This window comes from Deltaproteobacteria bacterium (assembly GCA_019308925.1).
Taxonomy (GTDB): domain Bacteria; phylum Desulfobacterota; class B13-G15; order B13-G15; family RBG-16-54-18; genus JAFDHG01.
The window spans coordinates 69247-86150 of record JAFDHG010000007.1 but is presented as its reverse complement, the minus strand read 5'-3'; the positions used below and the strand labels follow the sequence as shown (position 1 = coordinate 86150).

Sequence of the window (16904 nt, the reverse complement as noted above, 5' to 3'; positions counted from 1 at the left end):
CTGCAACTACGACGGCTACCAAAAGCACCAAACCATCATTGAGGAGGGGGTCTTCATGGGGAGCAACACGGCCCTGGTGGCCCCAGTCAAGATCGGGAAGGGGGCCTTGGTGGGGGCAGGATCGACCATCACCAAAGATGTCCCCCCCTATGCCCTGGCGGTGGGCAGGGCCAAGCAGAAGAATATAAAAAAGTGGGTAATAAAGAGGAATAAAAAGAACCGATGAGGATGAGCAGATCATGTGCGGGATAGTCAATCATCGAGCCCCTCGAACCTCCCCGTCCCCGTACCGATGAGATCCTGTAACGCACGAAAATGGTTTGTATTACGAGACTGACAGGGGAGAGGCAGCCTATCCCAGTAAGCAGGTATCGGGATGTCTGAAAAAATGTAAATCCTCTACCTTTTGAGAAGCTCTTTGATCGCTTATGTCCTCAATTTCAATGCCCTTATCGGTTATAGTGCTTATATGATCCAGCACATATTCGGCAGCCTCTCTGTCGATAACATAGATCATAGTACCCCCATTTTTAGACAATATGTGCCCGTAAGACATAGGTATTTCGGGGGTGGGATCATTCATGAGTGATTCCATGACCGGCTTTGCCTTACGACCTCCGTTGGCAAGCAGTACCACGGTCTTTGCCTGATAGACAAGCTCAGCCCCCATGGAAATAGCATACCAGGGGCTCTCTTCCTTGCTCGCAAAATGTCCATCCGCTACAGCATTCTCCACGGTGTTATCATCGAGCTTCACCAGGAGCATCTCGTTGCCATCAAAGGGGATACCCGACTCGTGGAACGCCACATGGCCCCGTCCGCCGACTCCCACGATATGTAAATCGACCCCTCCCCGTTGTCTGATCTTCGCGGCATAGGCGTCCAGAATCGACGTCCGAATCCAATAGAGGTACTCCGATCGGGCATCGCGTAGGATAACAATCGCCTTCCCCTTATCGACCCCCTGCTCTTCCCAATCCTCGGGATGGGCCTTGAGCTCCGCTTCAAGCCTTTCCTGATCAACGAGCGTCCCCCAGGGAACATTCACCTCTTGAAACTTCTTCTGCAGTAGGCCGAAGAGTTCCTGGATCATAAAAAAGCTGTAGCTCTCTTTATGCAAGGTCCGCTGCTGTGCGTTCTCTCCCGGAAGGCCGATATATTCATCGAGATTAAAGCTCTCGATCTTCGACGAATCGAATTCTCCAGTATTGGCAGCCTTGGCAAGATGTTTATAGAGACCGGTCGGTGAGTTGCCGGTTGCCAAACCCAAAACATAGCTGTCCTTTGTGCTCAGGGTCGTTTTGATATGGTCAACAACGATGCGGGCGCCAACTTCGCTCATATGATCGAAATCACGCGTTATAATGACTTTGAACGGCATATCTTCAACCCCCTTAGGATTTTAGATGGCTGTGTTTTATATTCCGGGCTTAAAACCCTATGTATTCGTCTCACAGATGAGATCATCTATCCGAGTTTCGCTTTAACGACATCGGCGATTTGCCGACAATATCTCTCGGTCGCTTCATCCGTCGGTCCCTCCACCATGACTCTACACATATTCTGCGTCCCCGAATAGCGGACAAGGACCCTCCCCTTGTCGCCTAATGCTTTTTCCGCGGCCTCGACAACCCGGACAATTTCCGGCACTGTGGATAGCTCGGGTTTCGATTTCACGCCAATGTTGATCAGCTTTTGGGGAAAGACCGCCATGATCTTCGCCAACTCAGACAACGGCTTTTGTTCCTTCGCCATCGCCGCCATAACCTGTAACGCCGTGATAATACCGTCACCTGTGGTATGATGTTGCAGAAAGATCACATGACCCGATTCCTCACCACCGATACTGGCACCTTTGGCTCGCATTTCTTCGAGGACGTATCGATCACCGACCCTGGTAACAGATTGCTCGATCCCGAGCTCCTTCAGAGCCGCGCTCAGCCCGATATTACTCATGACGGTGCTCACGACCAGATTATTGGTAAGCCTGCCTGTGTCCTTCATCACCTTGGCACAAATGGCTATCACCTGATCCCCGGTCAGCACGTTCCCCTTTTCGTCAACGGCGATGAGGCGATCCCCATCTCCGTCAAAGGCAACGCCCACGGCTGCATTTTGTTTGACCACTTCTTCAGCCAGTGTCTCGGGATGCTGTGACCCACACTCGACATTGATGTTCTCTCCATTCGGCTTATCAAAGAGAGTGATCACGTCGGCCCCCAATTCGAAAAACGTCTCCGGGGCAACCCGATAGGTAGCCCCATTGGCACAATCAAGGACGACCTTCATTCCCTCGAGGTTATACTCTTTAGGGAAACTGCTCTTCAAAAAGACGATGTATCGACCCATGGCACCTTCAATTCGATATGCCTTGCCCAATTCCCGGGGTGAGGGGTGAAGGGTATGCATATTATTTGAAAAGATGAGTTCTTCGATCTCGAGTTCCTTTTCATCAGGGAGCTTAAACCCGTCGCTGGAAAAGATCTTAATGCCATTATCCTGGAAGGGATTGTGAGAGGCAGATATAACAATACCTGCGTCAGCGCGCATGCTACTGGTTAAAAAAGCAACCCCCGGTGTAGGCATGGGGCCAAGCAAAATGGCATCCACTCCCATGGAACAGATACCAGAGACCAAAGCATTTTCAAGCATATATCCGGAAATCCGTGTATCCTTGCCGATAATAATCCTGGCGTGGTGCCCTTTCCGCTTAAACAAATGGGCTGTTGCCCTTCCAATATTTAAGGCCATTTCAGCAGTCATCGGGTATTCATTAGCTACCCCCCTCACCCCATCGGTGCCGAACAAAGCTCCCATAATCCTCTCCCTGAAATACCTGAAAGATCTCTAAAAATAAAATTACCACGCAAGACAAGAAAAAAGCAAGAGCGGAAAAGGCGAAAAGACCCTGCACGGTTTGTGAAAATGGAGAGGATTTCAGCCCAGCTTTAGATTTGTTCCTTCTTGACAGGGAATCGGTCTTAGATATAAGGTGATGAATCAACTGAAACCCATTGCCAAGAGCGTCACCGTGGAGTGAGGCCCCTGCTTAACAGATGACCGATCTCAACCCTGTAAAAGAGCTGCTGCGCTCTCTCAACCCTCCCCAGAGGGAGGCGGTCACCGCCCAGGAGAAGGCCATCCTGGTCTTTGCGGGGGCGGGAAGCGGGAAGACGAGGGTGTTGACCTACAGGATCGCCTTCCTCCTCCTTTCGGGGAGGGTCGCCCCAGAGGAGATCTTGGCAGTGACCTTCACCAACAAGGCCGCCGGTGAAATGAAAGAGAGGGTCTGTACCCTGATGGGCACGCAGGGACAAAGGGCCTGGGTCAGCACCTTTCACTCAGCATGCCTGCGGATCCTGCGCTCCCATATCCATCACCTGGGTCTCCCAGGGGACTTCGTCATCTACGACGAAACGGATCAGCAGCGGTTGATGGAGGGACTCTTGAAGTCCGCAGGCGTGGGGCTACACGCCTATCCTCCCAAGACCATCCTGAAGGAAATCGAGCGGGCGAAGAATCGGGGGATAGGCCCTGACGAGTACCACCCCGAAGACTTCAACCCTTATCAGAAGAAGGCGGCGGAGTTCTACCCCCTCTACCAAGAGGCCCTGAGGGCGGCCAACGCCCTCGACTTCGGCGACCTCCTCTACTTTGCTCACCTCCTCTTTCAGCGCATCCCACAGGTCCGGGATTATTATCAGAGGAGGTTTCGCCACATCTTGGTGGATGAGTATCAGGACACGAACTATATACAACACCTCCTCATCAAGGACCTCCTCGGCCCGGATGCCTCCCTCTGTGTGGTGGGGGATGATGATCAATCCATATACCGCTGGCGGGGGGCTGAACCCGCCAACATCCTGAGCTTTGAGCAGGACTTCCCCATGGCCAAGGTGGTCAAGCTGGAGCAGAACTACCGCTCCACCCAAATGATCTTGCAAGGGGCCAACGCCGTGGTCTGCCGAAACCGCTGGCGCCAGGAAAAAAGGCTTTGGACGGCCAACGAACCCGGGACCCCTCTCACCCTCTTTCTGGCCGAAGATGAGGAAGAGGAGGCCAGTTGGGTGGCGGGCCGCATCGCCGCGGAGGCGAAGGGGCAATACCGGCGCTGCGCAGTCTTTTACCGGATAAACGCCCAGTCCCGCGCCCTGGAGGAGGCCCTGATGCGCTGGGGGATCCCCTATACCCTGGTGGGTGGGGTAAGGTTTTATCAGCGCAAGGAGATCAAGGATCTCTTGGCCTATCTCCGGGTCATGGTGAACCCTGAGGATGTGGTCAGCCTAAAGAGGATCTTGAACGTTCCCCCCAGGGGAATTGGTCCCAAGACCCTGGACACATTAGAGGAATTGGGCCATCAGAAGGGGTGCTCCCTTTACCAGGCCCTGCAGGAGGCCCTTGTCAGGGAAGATATCTCTCCGGCGGTGAGAAAAAAGGCCCAAGAGGTCTTCTCCCTATTGGAAAGTCTAAGGGCCCAGACCCATTCCCTCCCCCTCTCCGAGCTGGCCTCTCAAATCATAGAGGGGACGAATTATATGGAATTTCTCATGGCCCAAGGTGAAGAGGGGAACACAAGGATAGAGAACATCAAGGAGTTTCTCGGGGTACTTAAGGCGCACAAGGGAACAGGGATCGAAGGATTAAAGGAATTCCTCGACCAGGTGGCCCTCCTCACCGACATCGACGAATATGAGGATGGGGCCAATCGGGTCAGCCTCATAACCCTGCACAGCGCCAAGGGTCTGGAGTTCCCAGTGGTCTTTATAGTAGGACTGGAGGAGGGCCTTCTGCCCTATTACCTACGCCTGGGCAATCCAGAAGACCTGGAGGAGGAGCGACGCCTCTGCTATGTGGGGATGACCCGGGCCCAGGAGAGACTCTATATGAGCTGTGCGACCAGGAGGACCCTCTTTGGGGGGGGAGGGAGGAGGATCCCCTCCCGCTTTCTCCGGGATATCCCCCAAGAGATCATCTGCCCGGAGGGCAGAAGGACCCCCTTGCTGCCATCCTCTTGGGCCTGGGAGGAGGGGTTGTTTTCCGAGGATACGTATTATGAATATGAATAAAAAGAGGGGGGGACTAAGACCCTTTCCTGTAGTCTTGCGGTTGGGATGAGAATTTTCACCTCTTGCAGGTTTTATTATATTAAGCATGCTCAGGCAGTAAAAGGCCCATGGTGTGGGGCTGGGGTGGCTGATTCTCTCAGTTGATTAAATGAAAAAGAAATGCTAATAAACGAACGTTCATAGGCTAATATGTTAGACCAATAATTTAATGAGATATGATACTGAACGATCAACAAGAAAGATTCCTTGATAAGAGAAGAAAGCTTGTAAGAGCTTGGCCAGTGGTTGGAATGGGAGTCCTATTAGTAAGTTTTGGTTTCCTGGTTTGGCTATTTCTTCATAACCCGCTGCTGGTAAATCCTGCAAAGGTTTTCTCAAGACTGGAAGCTGGTGCGATTGAAAAATCAACTCTCCAGCTAATGGCAGGTATGCTGCCGATGATGTTTTTGTTTTGTTTTTTCCTTCTTGTGGTGCTTGTTCTGTTTGTGTTTGCCGCGTTCTCCAATGATAAGAAGCATATAAAGATTATAGATACCCTGCTCGCTAAATCGATGGACAGGTAGAACTGTTCAAGGTTATGCAGGACTTCTTTTAAGATTAATCGATTTGGTCGCGCGAGTTGCCTAACAACAGCTTCAACTCGGGCGCACATGGAGCGCAGCGAAATGTGCGCCGGTTAAGATGGGCGTTACAGCCCCTTAGCAGTCTCAAAAGAGAGGGGACTTTTACCCCTTATCCCCCTTCACCTCCTCGAAATCGGCGTCTACGACATCCTCCTCCTTTTTCGTCTCTCCTCCGGAGGCCGCCTGTTGGGAGGCCGCGGCGTACATTGCCTCGGCCAGCTTGTGGGCCGCCTGGACAAGCTCGTCATGGGCCCCCTTTATTTCGGCTATATTCTCTGCGCCCATGGCCTTCCTCGCTTTCTCCAGGGCCTCCTCCACCCTCTTTTTGTCCCCGGCATCTATCTTATCCCCTTGCTCGCGCAAGGACTTCTCCGTGGAATAGATCACCCCATCCAGCCTGTTGCGCTCCTCGGCCAACTCCCTCTTGCGGCGATCATCCTCAGCATGAGACCCGGCCTCCTTGACCATCCGCTGGATCTCCTCCTCACCAAGGCCGCTGGAAGAGGTAATCCTAATAGACTGTTCCTTTCCGGTGCCCAGGTCTTTGGCCGTCACATGGACGATGCCGTTGGCATCGATGTCAAAGGTGACCTCTATCTGGGGGATACCCCGGGGGGCCGGGGGTATGCCTACCAGCTCGAACTGCCCCAAGGTCATATTATACGCCGCCATCTCCCTTTCGCCCTGCAGGACATGGATGGTCACAGCCGTCTGGTTGTCGGCGGCAGTAGAGAAGATCTGACTCTTGCGTGTGGGGATGGTGGTGTTGCGCTCGATGAGTCTAGTGAAGATTCCTCCCAGGGTCTCAATCCCCAGGGAGAGGGGGGTGACGTCCAGCAACAACACATCCTTCACCTCCCCCTTTAGGACCCCCGCCTGGATGGCCGCCCCGATGGCCACCACCTCATCGGGGTTGACCCCCTTGCCCGGCTCCCGGCCGAAGATCTCCCGCACCTTCTCCTGAACCCGGGGCATCCTCGTCATCCCCCCAACCAAGAGTACCTCATCGACATCTGAGGAGGAGAGACCGGCGTCGGCCAGGGCCTGACGACATGGCCCTTCCACCATTTCAATAAGATCGGCCACCAGGGCCTCCAGCTTTGCCCGAGTGAGCTTCATGGCGAGGTGTTTGGGACCGGAGGCATCGGCGGTGATGAAGGGGAGGTTGATCTCTGTCTCCAAGGATGTGGATAGCTCTATTTTGGCCTTCTCCGCCGCCTCCTTCAAACGCTGCAGGGCCATCCGATCTTTGCGCAGATCGATGCCATTCTCCTTCAGAAACTCATCGGCTATATAATCGATGGTCCTCTGATCGAAGTCCTCCCCGCCCAGGTGGGTGTTACCGTTAGTGGACTTCACCTCAAAGACCCCATCCCCCAGCTCCAAGATAGAGATGTCAAAGGTCCCTCCGCCCAGGTCGAAGACGGCTATCCGGACCTCCTTCTTCTTGTCGAGCCCATAGGCTAAGGAGGCTGCCGTCGGCTCATTGATGATCCGCAGGACATCGAGCCCGGCGATCCTTCCCGCATCTTTGGTTGCCTGACGCTGGCTGTCGTTAAAATAGGCCGGGGTGGTGATGACTGCCTCAGTCACCTTCTCCCCCAAATAGTCCTCCGCTGTCTGCTTCATCTTCTGCAGGATCATGGCTGAGATCTCCTGGGGGCTGTAGTCCTTCCCCTGGGCGCGGACCCAGGCGTCCCCGTTGCTCGCCTCCACGATCTTGTATGAACAGATCTTTACGTCCTTTTGTGCCTCGGGATCTGAGAACCTTCTGCCGATGAGCCTCTTGACGGCATAGATGGTATTCTCGGGATTGGTGATGGCCTGGCGTCGGGCGATCTGTCCTAACAGCCTCTCCCCCTTGTCGGTGAAGGCCACCACAGACGGGGTGATTCTACTGCCTTCAGCGTTGACGAGGACCTTCGGTTCGCCTCCTTCCATCACCGCTACCACTGAGTTAGTCGTCCCCAGATCGATCCCTACAACCCTTGCCATATCTTAAGCCTCCTCTTTTCCCTTTCCGGCATCCCCTTGGGGCTTGGCCACCACCACTTTGGCTGGGCGCAGGAGCCGGTCATTGAGCAGGTAACCCTTCTGTGGCTCCGAGACAACGTGCCCAGGGTTACAATCCCCAGTAGCCAGTTCCATGACCGCCTCGTGTCTCGTGGGATCGAAGCGCTCTCCCACAGCGGAGATGGGGGTGACTCCGAACCTCTGTAATGTCTGGAGAAACTGCACCAGGGTCATCTCCACCCCCTCCATGATCCCCTCTTTCTCTCCCTGCCCTGAGGCGTGCTCTAAGGCCCTCTCCAAATTATCTATTACAGGCAGAAGCTCCTTGATCAGCTCTCCGTTTCCATACCTTATCAGCTCGGCCTTCTCCCTGGCCACCCGTTTTTTGTAGTTCTCAAAGTCCGCTGAGACCCGCAGGAGGTGCTCATAGTTCTCCTTCGCCTCCTCCTGGGCCTTCTGAAGGGCGGCCTCCAATTCCTCTATAATCTCCTTGCTGCTGCGTCTCTTTTTCTCCTTCCTCTCCTGTGGCCTTTGTGCGGCTTGTTCTCTGGCCTGTTCCCTTTCTTCCTCGACCATAAGCAATATCCCTTTAAGCTCTAAATAATTTTATAGAGGACTGTTCCACTCAGATTCCAAGATATCGGTGAGGAGTTTGGCGGTAAAGTCCACTACCGGGATCACCCGGGAGTAGTTCATGCGCACCGGGCCAATGACTCCTAGGATACCCAGAAAGCGGCCGGGGTGACCATAGGTAGAGGTAATCAGGCTGCACCCTTCTATGGCCGCTACCTCACACTCCGAGCCGAAGAGGATCTGTACGCCCTCCCCTTTCATGCTCCGGTCCAAGAGCTTGACCAAGAGGCTCTTCTCCTCAAAGGCCTTAAAGAGTTCCTTCATCCGCTCCACGTCCGCGAACTCCGGCTCATCGAGGATGTTTACCTGCCCCTCTATATACAGGTCCATCTCCTCATTCGTGACCAGGGCCTTCCCTCCCAATTGTAAGGCCTTCTGCAGCAACTCGTCATAGGCCCTCTTCTCCCTCTTCATCTCCTCCACGATTCGCTCCCTCACCTCTCGGAGGGGGAGCCCTGTCAGGAGATCGTTTAGGTAGTGGGTAATCTTGCCCAGTTCGTCCTGGCTTAGATCCTCCTCCAGCTCCACCACCCGGTTCTGGATAAGGCCCGAGGAGGCCACAAATATGACGAGGATTTGATTCTTCCTGAGCCTGATGAACTCGATATGTTTGAAGATGGTCTCCCGCAGGGGAGGGGGCATGACGATCCCCGCATAGTGGGAAAAGGCGGAAAGGATCCTACAAGTCCTCCTCATGAGTTCGGACATGTCCGCCTTACAATCCTGGCAAGTACTCCTCATCTCCTCCCTCTCCGGGAGGGATAGCCCCTGTAGATCTAAGAGGACATCGACGAAGAAGCGAAACCCCTTCTCTGTGGGGACCCTCCCCGCCGAGGTATGGGGTTGAAAGAGGAATTCCATCTCCTCCAGATCGGCCATCACGTTTCTGATGGTGGCCGGGCTCAGGTTGAGATCGGACTTTTTGGCCACCGTGCGCGAACCCACAGGCTCGCCGTTACTTATATAATCCTTTACGATTATCTTGAGGACCTTCTTGTCCCTTTCGGACAGAGTAATCATCTTTTTATAAACCCTCCTCTCATGAGGGTTTACGTTTCCTCACCCCCGCTGATGAAAATGCCGCCCTCCCTTATTCGAACTCACTTTGAGGGGGTACGGCCCCCTCAAGCTCCCCAAAGAGGAAAGGTTTACCTTATTAGGGGTTTCAGGGGGCGAAGCCACCTGAAGAGGGAGTGAAAATAACATTAAAGGCTGAAAGACCATCCAGTATCTCTTTATACCGTGCATTTTCACGGTAATATTTTTACAAAAATTCCTTACAACTTCTTTAAAGTAATGATCTCCCCCCATTTTGTCAAGATACTAGAGGAAGGACAAGAAGATATGCAGGACGACATGGGCGTAGATCCCAGCCAGCACATCGTCTAGGACCACCCCGTAGCCCCCTTTTACCCTCCTCTCCAAGAAGCGGATAGGTGGGGGTTTGAGGATGTCGAAGACACGAAATAGGACAAAACCAGCAAGGATATAGGACCAGGAAGGGGGGAAAGAGGTCATGGTAACCAAAAAACCCACCACTTCATCTACAACTATGTCCCGGCTATCCTGCTGCTGGAAGATAAGCTCTGCCTTCCCTGCCAGCCAACAGGCTAGCAGAGCGATGCATAACAAAAGGGGGAGGTAGACCGTTAGAGGGAGAAGAGAGAGGAGAAGAAAAAGGGGGACCGCTGCGGCAGTCCCCGCCGTCCCAGGGGCCAAGGGGCAAAACCCCACCCCTCCCCATGTCGCCAGCAGAATAATCAACTTCCTCATCTAAATGCTTACCCTAACCCCCTCTGCCGGAGATACTCCTTCACCCCATTGACGGTATAATCCTTTTGGCCAACATCCTCTCAGCCCCCTTTGGCTACCCTGATAGCCTCGGCCAGGTCCAAGGTCCCCTCATAAAGGGCCCGGCCCGTGATGACCCCTATAACCCCATAGGGGACCAACCCCTTCACCGCCTTTATATCCTCCAAAGTGGCCACCCCTCCGGAGACGATGACCGGGGTCTCCACTGCCTGGGCCACCTCCTTGGCCTGATCCAGATCGATCCCTCCCCCCATCCCGTCCCTGCTGATATCGGTAAAGATGATAACCGCTACCCTATATGTCTCCATCTCTCTGGCCAGGTCAACCGCCCTCAGGGAGGTCCCCTTCCGCCACCCCCTCACCATGACCTCTCTCTCCCGGGCATCGATCCCCACCGCTATCCTGCCTGGATATCGCTGGCATGCCTCCTTTATCAAGGAGGGACCTTCATAGGCGGCCGTGCCCAAGATTACCCGCTCTATCCCAAAGGAGAGCCACTCCTCGATGGCCCGCAGGTCCCTGATCCCTCCTCCCAGTTGGAGGGGGGCCCTTACCTGCCTCCGTATTTCCTTTACTGCCTCGATGTTCATCGGGCGGGCGGCCACGGCCCCATCTAGATCGACCACATGGATCCATTCAGCCCCAGCGGACTCCCACCTCATTGCCACCTCTCCCGGTGCGGGCGAGTAGACCGTCTCCTCCTCCATCCTCCCCTGGCGGAGTCGGACGCATCGCCCCCCCTTCAGGTCTATGGCCGGTACCACCAGCATCGAGGAGCTCTAAAGGGTCAATGAGGGGAAGGTGCGCAGGACGGATTCGACGCCTATGGCCGTCAACTTCTCCACCGTTACCCAACGCCCCCCAGCTTTGACAAATGTGGAGGCCTTAAGGAGGTTTTCGCTCAGGGAGCGTTGAGTCTCGTCAAACCTACCACTCCAGATCACCTTTTTATCCTTGAGCCTGACCAAGTGGGCGTCAAAGGCTACTGAGGCTGGCCTCTCCACCCCCAGGGCGCTACCCTGGCGTTGCTCAAAACGGTAGACCCCTCCTATAACCACCGCATAGACACCTAGCTGCCTTCCCAGCCGCACCGCCTCCCCCAACGGATCCTGTCTGAGGACGATAGGGTCCACTCCCTCCACGGCGGCCATCGCCTGACCCAAAGGGGTCACCTCACATCGCCCTAGATGAAAGAGCTGGCGGTAGAGGATAGCCATCACCTCAGATCCTGCTCGGGAGGGGACCTCTCCGGCCCGGAAGAAAAACTCTCCCCATAACCCTTTGGCCATCGTCTCCCCCTCCGCCGGCCTGATGATCAGAAAGGGGAGAACCGCCACCTTCCTGAGGGGCACAAACCCTTGACCTCCCCCTTGAGAATGGGATGGGAAGGGGAGCAGGAAGATGAGGAGCCCAAGAATTGCCCCCAAGATCATTTCCCTTCTTTTTTTCATCTGGAAAGCCATAGGCACCTCTCCCATTATAATTATAGGCTGCCCTTAGTGGATGGGACCCCGGACCTCCTCTCATCCAAGGAGGAGGCCCGATCCAGGGCCCTGCCGAACCCCTTAAAGATCGATTCGACGATGTGATGGAGGTTCTTACCGTAAAGGAGGTCGATATGGAGGGTGAGGCCGGCGTGGTCCACCAAGGCCTTGAAGAAGGGCTCCACCAATTCCAAGTCGAAGTCCCTGAGCCTCCCAGCAGCCTTGACGCGATAGCCCAGATAGGGGCGGCCGGAGATGTCCAAGACCACCCTGCTCAAGGCTTCATCCATGGGTACCAGGGCCTCCCCAAACCTCTTTATTCCTGTCGCATCCCCCAAGGCCTTCTTGATCCCCTCGCCCAAGGCGATCCCCACATCCTCCACGGTGTGGTGAAAATCGACCTCCAGGTCCCCCTTTGCCCTTAAGGACAGATCGAAGAGGCCGTGCATGGCCATCAAGGAGAGCATGTGGTCGAAGAAGGGTATCCCTGTGGAGATCTCCGAATTTCCACCTCCGTCCAAGTGGATAGAGAGAGAGATATCCGTCTCTTTGGTCTTCCTCTCTGTCTGGGCTCTGCGCTGCATCTGTCTCAATCCTCCTTTGCCCTCACCACCACGGCCTGGGCATGGGCCTCCAGCCCCTCCAGGCGGGCCAATCGGGCTACATCCTCCTTCACCGCTTCCAGGGCCTCCCGGGACAAGAAGAGGAGATTGGTCCTCTTTAAAAAGTGCTCAACCCCCAGAGGGGAGAAGAACCTGGCCGTACCCCCAGTGGGCAGCACATGATTGGGCCCTCCCAGATAATCCCCTATTGCCTCTGGGGTGTAGGGGCCGAGGAAGACGGCACCAGCATTATGCACCTCCCCCAACCACCGGAAGGGGTCTTCGAGGGCCAACTCCAGATGCTCAGGGGCGATCCGGTTGGCGATCTGTATCCCCTCCCCCAGATCCCGCACCAAGATGATGAGTCCGTGGCGTTCAAGGGAGGCCTCGATAATCCCCTGGCGTGGGAGGGCCCCCTTCATCCTCTCCACCTCCTCATGCACTTGATTGGCGAACTCCTTGGAAGGGGTGATCAGGATCGGCCAGGCCATCTCATCGTGTTCTGCCTGGGAGAGGAGGTCAGCGGCAACAAAGGTGGGGGGAGTGGATCCATCGCAGACTACCAGGATTTCACTGGGCCCCGCCACCATATCCACCCTTACGACCCCGAACAACAACCGTTTGGCCGTGGCTACATACAGATTTCCCGGCCCCACTATTAAATCGGCCCGCGGCACGGTCTCCGTACCATAGGCCAAGGCTGCGACGGCCTGGGCTCCCCCGACCAGCAGGACCCTATTCACCCCTACCATCCGGGCGGCGGCCAAGATGTAAGGGTTCACGCCCTCTCGGGAGGGAGGGGTCACCACCACCACCTCTCTCACCCCCGCCACCTTGGCGGGGATGACGCTCATCAACAGTGAGGAGGGGTAGGCCGCCTTCCCCCCGGGGACATAGACCCCGGCCCTGGCCAAGGGATGCACCAACTGTCCCCTCACTACTCCTTTATCCGTATCAAACCAAGAGCGATAGAGCTCCTGGCGGTGGAAGGACTCGATCCGCCCGGCGGCCCGTTGAAGGGAGATGAGGGCCTCCCCCTCTACCTCCTGCCAGGCCCTCTCCCAGTCTTTTTGCGGGACCTCCATCTCCTGCCGGGAGATCTCCACCCCGTCGAACTGTTGGGTATAATGGAGTAGGGCCTCATCACCTCTGCCCTTCACCTCCTCAATAATCTCCCGCACGGCCCCCTCGACACCCTCCATCTCCTCTCGCCTCTGGGCGAGGAGGATCTCCAATTCTGCCTCAAACTCCTTACTCTTGCTGTCCAAAACCCTCATCCAGATCCACCTTCCTCACTTTGGCCCCCAAGGCGCCAAGCTTCCCTTCTAGATCCTCATATCCCCTCTCCAGGTGATACGGCCGGGAGACCACCGTCGTCCCTTCAGCAGCCAGGCCTGCCAGCACCAGCGAGGCGCTGGCCCGCAGATCAGTAGCCATAACCGGGGCCCCGCTCAACCTGGGCACGCCATTGACGATGGCGGTAGCGCCCTGCACCCGAATGTCGGCACCCATCCTCCTGAGCTCACTGACGTGCATGAACCTGTTCTCGAAGATGGTCTCCGAGATGACGCTGAGCCCATTGGCCAAGATCATCAGCGCCATAAATTGAGCCTGCATATCGGTGGGGAATCCCGGATAGGGGAGGGTCTTCACATCAGCGCTCCTTATCCTATGGTCTCCCACAACCCTCACCCTCCTCTCCCCTAGGGGGGAGATATCCATCCCCACCTCCCGTAACTTCCCCACCACGGCCTCCATGTGTTCCAAGCGACACCCCTTGATCAGGATATTCCCTCCGGTGATCCCAGCCGCCACCATCAGGGTGCCTGCCTCTATCCTGTCGGGCATGATGCTGTAGGCCACCGGCCGCAACCTCTCCACCCCCCGGATGGTCACTACCTTGGTCCCTGCCCCCTCTATCTGGGCCCCCATCTCTTTGAGGATCTGGGCCAATTCCTCCACTTCTGGCTCACAGGCGGCATTCTCGATGACTGTGGTCCCCTGGGCATTCACCGCCGCCATCATGAGATTCTCTGTTCCGGTAACCGTGGGGATATCTAGATATATCTGGCCCCCCTTGAGCCGGGGAGCACGAGCCTTGATATAACCGTGCTCCAGTTCGATCTGAGCTCCAAGCTGCTCCAGCCCCTTTATGTGAAGGTCCACCGGCCTTGCCCCTATGGCACAGCCACCGGGGATGGAGACCACTGCCTCCCCCATCCTGGCCAGCAATGGCCCCAGGACCAGGATGGAGGCCCGCATGGTCTTCACCAATTCATAAGGTGCGGTCACCCCCTCTATGCTGGGGGTGCCCACCTCCAGCTCACCCCTCCCCCTCCAATTGGTCCTAGCTCCCAAGTTCTCCAGCAGGGCCCGGAGGGTCTCCACATCCCGCAGGTGGGGGACATTGGTGAACTTACAGGTCCCCTCGACCAGGAGTGCGGCGGCCATGGCTGGCAAGGCCGCGTTCTTGGCCCCACTGACCGTTACCTCTCCCATCAATCTCTCTCCCCCTTCGATAACTAACCCCTTCATCCCCTCTGTGCCCTGACCACCCTCTTGATCCCGGCATAGTCCGGGACCAGTTCAATATGCGTGAACTTCTCCCCCTCCAAGATATCGGTTACCTTCTGGGCCTGCCCCTTCCCCATCTCCAAGAGGAGCCAACCCCCTTCGATCAGAAAACCCGGTGCCCCTTGAGCGATCTCCCGGAAAAAGCGCAGCCCATCCTCTCCCCCATCCAGGGCGTTGAGGGGTTCATAATCCCTCACGTCCGGGGCCAGTTGGAGGATCTCGTCGGTGGGAATATAGGGGGGATTGGAGACGATGAGGCAGAAGGGTGTCCCTACACATGGGAAAAGATCCTTTTGTACAAACCTGATCCTCTCCCCTACCCCGTGCGCCTGGGCGTTCTCCTGCGCCAAGGAGAGGGCATGGGCTGAGATATCCGTGGCCACGATTTGTGTCTCCTTTAGTTCCTTGGCCAAGACAATGGCCACTGCCCCGCAGCCGGTCCCTATCTCCAGCACCCGCAGCGGAGGTTGCAACTGTCCGCCTATTCGCAAGACCTCCTCCACCAAGTGCTCGGTCTCCGGGCGCGGGATGAGGCATTCAGGGCTCACCTTAAATCTCAAGGACCAAAACTCATTATACCCCAAGATATAGGCGATAGGCTCCCAAGCGGTGCGCCGTTGGATCATCTCCCGATATACCCTCCGCTCCTCCTCCTTGAGGGGTTTGTCATAGTTGAGATAGAGCCCCACCCGATCTACCCCCAAGAGGTGGGCCAGGAGCACCTCGGCCTCCAGGCGTGGTTTTTCCATCCCCTTTTCCCGAAAGTACTCCGTCGTCCACTCTAGGACCTTCAGCACCGTCCAGCGCTCCTGGGCCATCAGCGGCTAACTGCCCCCTCCTTTTGTCGAATGGCCTCGGCCTGATAATGGGTGATGAGGGCATCGATGATCTCTCCCAGGTTCCCCTCCATGACCTCCTCCAGTTTATAAAGGGTGAGGCCAATGCGGTGGTCGGTTGCCCTGCCCTGGGGGAAATTATAGGTCCTGATCCGCTCACTGCGGTCCCCCGTTCCCACTTGGCTGCGCCTCCGTTGGGTAATCTCCTCTTGCTGCCTCTGCCTTTGCATATCGAGGAGCCTCGCCCGCAGGACCTTCATTGCTTTGGCCTTATTCTTGTGCTGGGACTTCTCATCCTGGCAAGTCGCCACTATGCCGGTGGGAAGGTGGGTTATTCTGACCGCTGAGTCTGTGGTGTTGACATGTTGCCCGCCGGGGCCCGAGGACCGGTATACATCTATCCTGAGGTCCTTGGGGGTGGTCTCCACCTCTACCTCCTCAGCCTCGGGCAGAACCGCCACAGTGACCGCTGAGGTGTGGATCCGCCCCTGGGACTCGGTGGCGGGGACCCGCTGCACCCTGTGTACGCCACTCTCATATTTCAACTTGCTATAGACCCCCTTCCCTTCGATGAGGGCGATGATCTCTTTGAATCCCCCAACACCGGTGGGGTGCTGGCTTAGTACTTCTACCCGCCAGTTATTCATCTCGGCATATTTGGCATACATCCGAAAGAGATCCGCCGTAAAGAGGGCGGCCTCTTCCCCTCCTGTACCAGCCCTAATCTCCAGGACGATGTTCTTTTCATCGTTGGGGTCCTTGGGTAGAAGGGAGACGATCAGCTCCCGCTCCACCCGCTCCCTTTCTTCCATGAGGTCGGCGACCTCTTCACGGGCCATATTTTTGAGCTCCTCTTCTTCTTCCTTAAGCAGGGCCTTATCCTCCTCTATTCGCCTGAGGAGGTCCTTGTACCTCCGGAAGCGTTCCACTATCCGCCCCAGATCCGCATGTTCTTTGGCGTATTGCTGGTACTCCTCCTTCCGGGCCACCACCTGGGGGTCACCCAGGAGGCACTCCACCTCCTCATACCTGGCCTCCAGCTCGTCCAACTTCTCCAGGACCTCCATATTCAAGATCCACCTCCTCCTTATAAGGCCACAATGGCCGCCTTTATCTGAGTATCAGAGGGCTCATCAACGGTCAACCTCTGCATAGGACAGGCCCGCCACAACGTGGAACAGCAGATTCCCCTTGTCTTTAACCTATCCCCCCTCACTCTCTTTCGGGGCAAAAAAATATCACCGGCTGGGCAAAGGATACC

General features: G+C 56.0%; 16 protein-coding genes. 3 read left to right on the top strand and 13 right to left on the bottom strand.

Translation table 11 applies throughout. The features are described from left to right. The coding region (gene glmU / locus JRI46_02205; protein ID MBW2038399.1) for a bifunctional UDP-N-acetylglucosamine diphosphorylase/glucosamine-1-phosphate N-acetyltransferase GlmU at nucleotides 1-226 on the top strand (226 nt) is incomplete at its 5' end. 126 nt (nucleotides 227-352) lie between these two features. On the opposite strand, the gene JRI46_02200 is transcribed toward glmU, so the two are convergent. Beyond that, nucleotides 353-1381 (bottom strand): 6-phosphogluconolactonase, encoded by a 1029-nt coding sequence (locus JRI46_02200; GenBank protein MBW2038398.1) that lies wholly within the window; start codon nucleotides 1379-1381, stop codon nucleotides 353-355. A gap of 86 nt (nucleotides 1382-1467) precedes the next feature. Continuing rightward, nucleotides 1468-2817: a phosphoglucosamine mutase gene (locus JRI46_02195; protein ID MBW2038397.1), complete on the bottom strand. Its 1350-nt coding sequence runs from the start codon at nucleotides 2815-2817 to the stop codon at nucleotides 1468-1470. A 239-nt stretch (nucleotides 2818-3056) separates the two neighbouring features. Here JRI46_02195 and JRI46_02190 point away from each other — a divergent pair, with 239 nt between their 5' ends. Together JRI46_02190 and JRI46_02185 are read left to right on the top strand one after the other, a co-directional pair. Then, nucleotides 3057-5066 (top strand): UvrD-helicase domain-containing protein, encoded by a 2010-nt coding sequence (locus JRI46_02190; protein MBW2038396.1) that lies wholly within the window; start codon nucleotides 3057-3059, stop codon nucleotides 5064-5066. Between the two features lie 215 nt (nucleotides 5067-5281). Next, nucleotides 5282-5629 carry a hypothetical protein gene (locus JRI46_02185; protein MBW2038395.1) on the top strand — a complete coding sequence of 116 codons (348 nt, stop codon included), beginning with the start codon at nucleotides 5282-5284 and terminating at the stop codon, nucleotides 5627-5629. A gap of 162 nt (nucleotides 5630-5791) precedes the next feature. Here the strand turns inward: JRI46_02185 and dnaK are convergent, their stop codons facing one another. From dnaK to prfA, 11 genes are all read right to left on the bottom strand, one after another. Then, nucleotides 5792-7684 (bottom strand): molecular chaperone DnaK, encoded by a 1893-nt coding sequence (gene dnaK, locus JRI46_02180; protein MBW2038394.1) that lies wholly within the window; start codon nucleotides 7682-7684, stop codon nucleotides 5792-5794. A 3-nt stretch (nucleotides 7685-7687) separates the two neighbouring features. Next, nucleotides 7688-8278 carry a nucleotide exchange factor GrpE gene (gene grpE / locus JRI46_02175; protein MBW2038393.1) on the bottom strand — a complete coding sequence of 197 codons (591 nt, stop codon included), beginning with the start codon at nucleotides 8276-8278 and terminating at the stop codon, nucleotides 7688-7690. Nucleotides 8279-8308: 30 nt separating this feature from the next. Then, on the bottom strand, nucleotides 8309-9355 hold the full coding sequence (hrcA, locus tag JRI46_02170) for a heat-inducible transcription repressor HrcA (GenBank protein MBW2038392.1): 1047 nt from the start codon (nucleotides 9353-9355) through the stop codon (nucleotides 8309-8311). A gap of 303 nt (nucleotides 9356-9658) precedes the next feature. After that, the gene (locus JRI46_02165; GenBank protein ID MBW2038391.1) at nucleotides 9659-10108 is read right to left on the bottom strand and encodes a phosphatidylglycerophosphatase A; all 450 of its coding nucleotides are present in this window, start codon (nucleotides 10106-10108) and stop codon (nucleotides 9659-9661) included. 80 nt (nucleotides 10109-10188) lie between these two features. Next, the gene (gene hisA, locus JRI46_02160) at nucleotides 10189-10917 is read right to left on the bottom strand and encodes a 1-(5-phosphoribosyl)-5-[(5-phosphoribosylamino)methylideneamino]imidazole-4-carboxamide isomerase (protein MBW2038390.1); all 729 of its coding nucleotides are present in this window, start codon (nucleotides 10915-10917) and stop codon (nucleotides 10189-10191) included. 9 nt (nucleotides 10918-10926) lie between these two features. After that, complete coding sequence (locus JRI46_02155) at nucleotides 10927-11610, bottom strand: hypothetical protein (protein ID MBW2038389.1); 684 nt, start codon at nucleotides 11608-11610, stop codon at nucleotides 10927-10929. 20 nt (nucleotides 11611-11630) lie between these two features. Next, nucleotides 11631-12215: an imidazoleglycerol-phosphate dehydratase HisB gene (hisB, locus tag JRI46_02150; GenBank protein MBW2038388.1), complete on the bottom strand. Its 585-nt coding sequence runs from the start codon at nucleotides 12213-12215 to the stop codon at nucleotides 11631-11633. A 5-nt stretch (nucleotides 12216-12220) separates the two neighbouring features. Further along, nucleotides 12221-13510, bottom strand: coding sequence for a histidinol dehydrogenase (gene hisD, locus JRI46_02145; protein ID MBW2038387.1), 1290 nt, complete (start codon nucleotides 13508-13510; stop codon nucleotides 12221-12223). Further along, entirely contained in the window at nucleotides 13485-14768 is a 1284-nt protein-coding gene (murA, locus tag JRI46_02140; protein ID MBW2038386.1) for a UDP-N-acetylglucosamine 1-carboxyvinyltransferase, read from the bottom strand. Before murA ends, hisD begins: the two co-directional genes overlap by 26 nt. Then, nucleotides 14765-15625, bottom strand: a complete 861-nt coding sequence (gene prmC / locus JRI46_02135) for a peptide chain release factor N(5)-glutamine methyltransferase (protein MBW2038385.1) — start codon at nucleotides 15623-15625, stop codon at nucleotides 14765-14767. The genes murA and prmC overlap by 4 nt, the downstream gene beginning before the upstream one ends. Then, nucleotides 15625-16710, bottom strand: coding sequence for a peptide chain release factor 1 (prfA, locus tag JRI46_02130; GenBank protein ID MBW2038384.1), 1086 nt, complete (start codon nucleotides 16708-16710; stop codon nucleotides 15625-15627). Before prfA ends, prmC begins: the two co-directional genes overlap by 1 nt. Nucleotides 16711-16904 lie beyond the last annotated feature (194 nt).

Bases quoted from the DNA above. Each gene is read 5' to 3' on its own strand.
- JRI46_02200 (MBW2038398.1), bottom strand. From the start codon at position 1,381: ATGCCGTTCAAAGTCATTATAACGCGTGATTTCGATCATATGAGCGAA.
- JRI46_02195 (MBW2038397.1), bottom strand. From the start codon at position 2,817: ATGGGAGCTTTGTTCGGCACCGATGGGGTGAGGGGGGTAGCTAATGAA.
- JRI46_02190 (MBW2038396.1), top strand. From the start codon at position 3,057: ATGACCGATCTCAACCCTGTAAAAGAGCTGCTGCGCTCTCTCAACCCT.
- JRI46_02185 (MBW2038395.1), top strand. From the start codon at position 5,282: ATGATACTGAACGATCAACAAGAAAGATTCCTTGATAAGAGAAGAAAG.
- dnaK (MBW2038394.1), bottom strand. From the start codon at position 7,684: ATGGCAAGGGTTGTAGGGATCGATCTGGGGACGACTAACTCAGTGGTA.
- grpE (MBW2038393.1), bottom strand. From the start codon at position 8,278: ATGGTCGAGGAAGAAAGGGAACAGGCCAGAGAACAAGCCGCACAAAGG.
- hrcA (MBW2038392.1), bottom strand. From the start codon at position 9,355: ATGATTACTCTGTCCGAAAGGGACAAGAAGGTCCTCAAGATAATCGTA.
- JRI46_02165 (MBW2038391.1), bottom strand. From the start codon at position 10,108: ATGAGGAAGTTGATTATTCTGCTGGCGACATGGGGAGGGGTGGGGTTT.
- hisA (MBW2038390.1), bottom strand. From the start codon at position 10,917: ATGCTGGTGGTACCGGCCATAGACCTGAAGGGGGGGCGATGCGTCCGA.
- JRI46_02155 (MBW2038389.1), bottom strand. From the start codon at position 11,610: ATGGCTTTCCAGATGAAAAAAAGAAGGGAAATGATCTTGGGGGCAATT.
- hisB (MBW2038388.1), bottom strand. From the start codon at position 12,215: ATGCAGCGCAGAGCCCAGACAGAGAGGAAGACCAAAGAGACGGATATC.
- hisD (MBW2038387.1), bottom strand. From the start codon at position 13,510: ATGAGGGTTTTGGACAGCAAGAGTAAGGAGTTTGAGGCAGAATTGGAG.
- murA (MBW2038386.1), bottom strand. From the start codon at position 14,768: ATGAAGGGGTTAGTTATCGAAGGGGGAGAGAGATTGATGGGAGAGGTA.
- prmC (MBW2038385.1), bottom strand. From the start codon at position 15,625: ATGGCCCAGGAGCGCTGGACGGTGCTGAAGGTCCTAGAGTGGACGACG.
- prfA (MBW2038384.1), bottom strand. From the start codon at position 16,710: ATGGAGGTCCTGGAGAAGTTGGACGAGCTGGAGGCCAGGTATGAGGAG.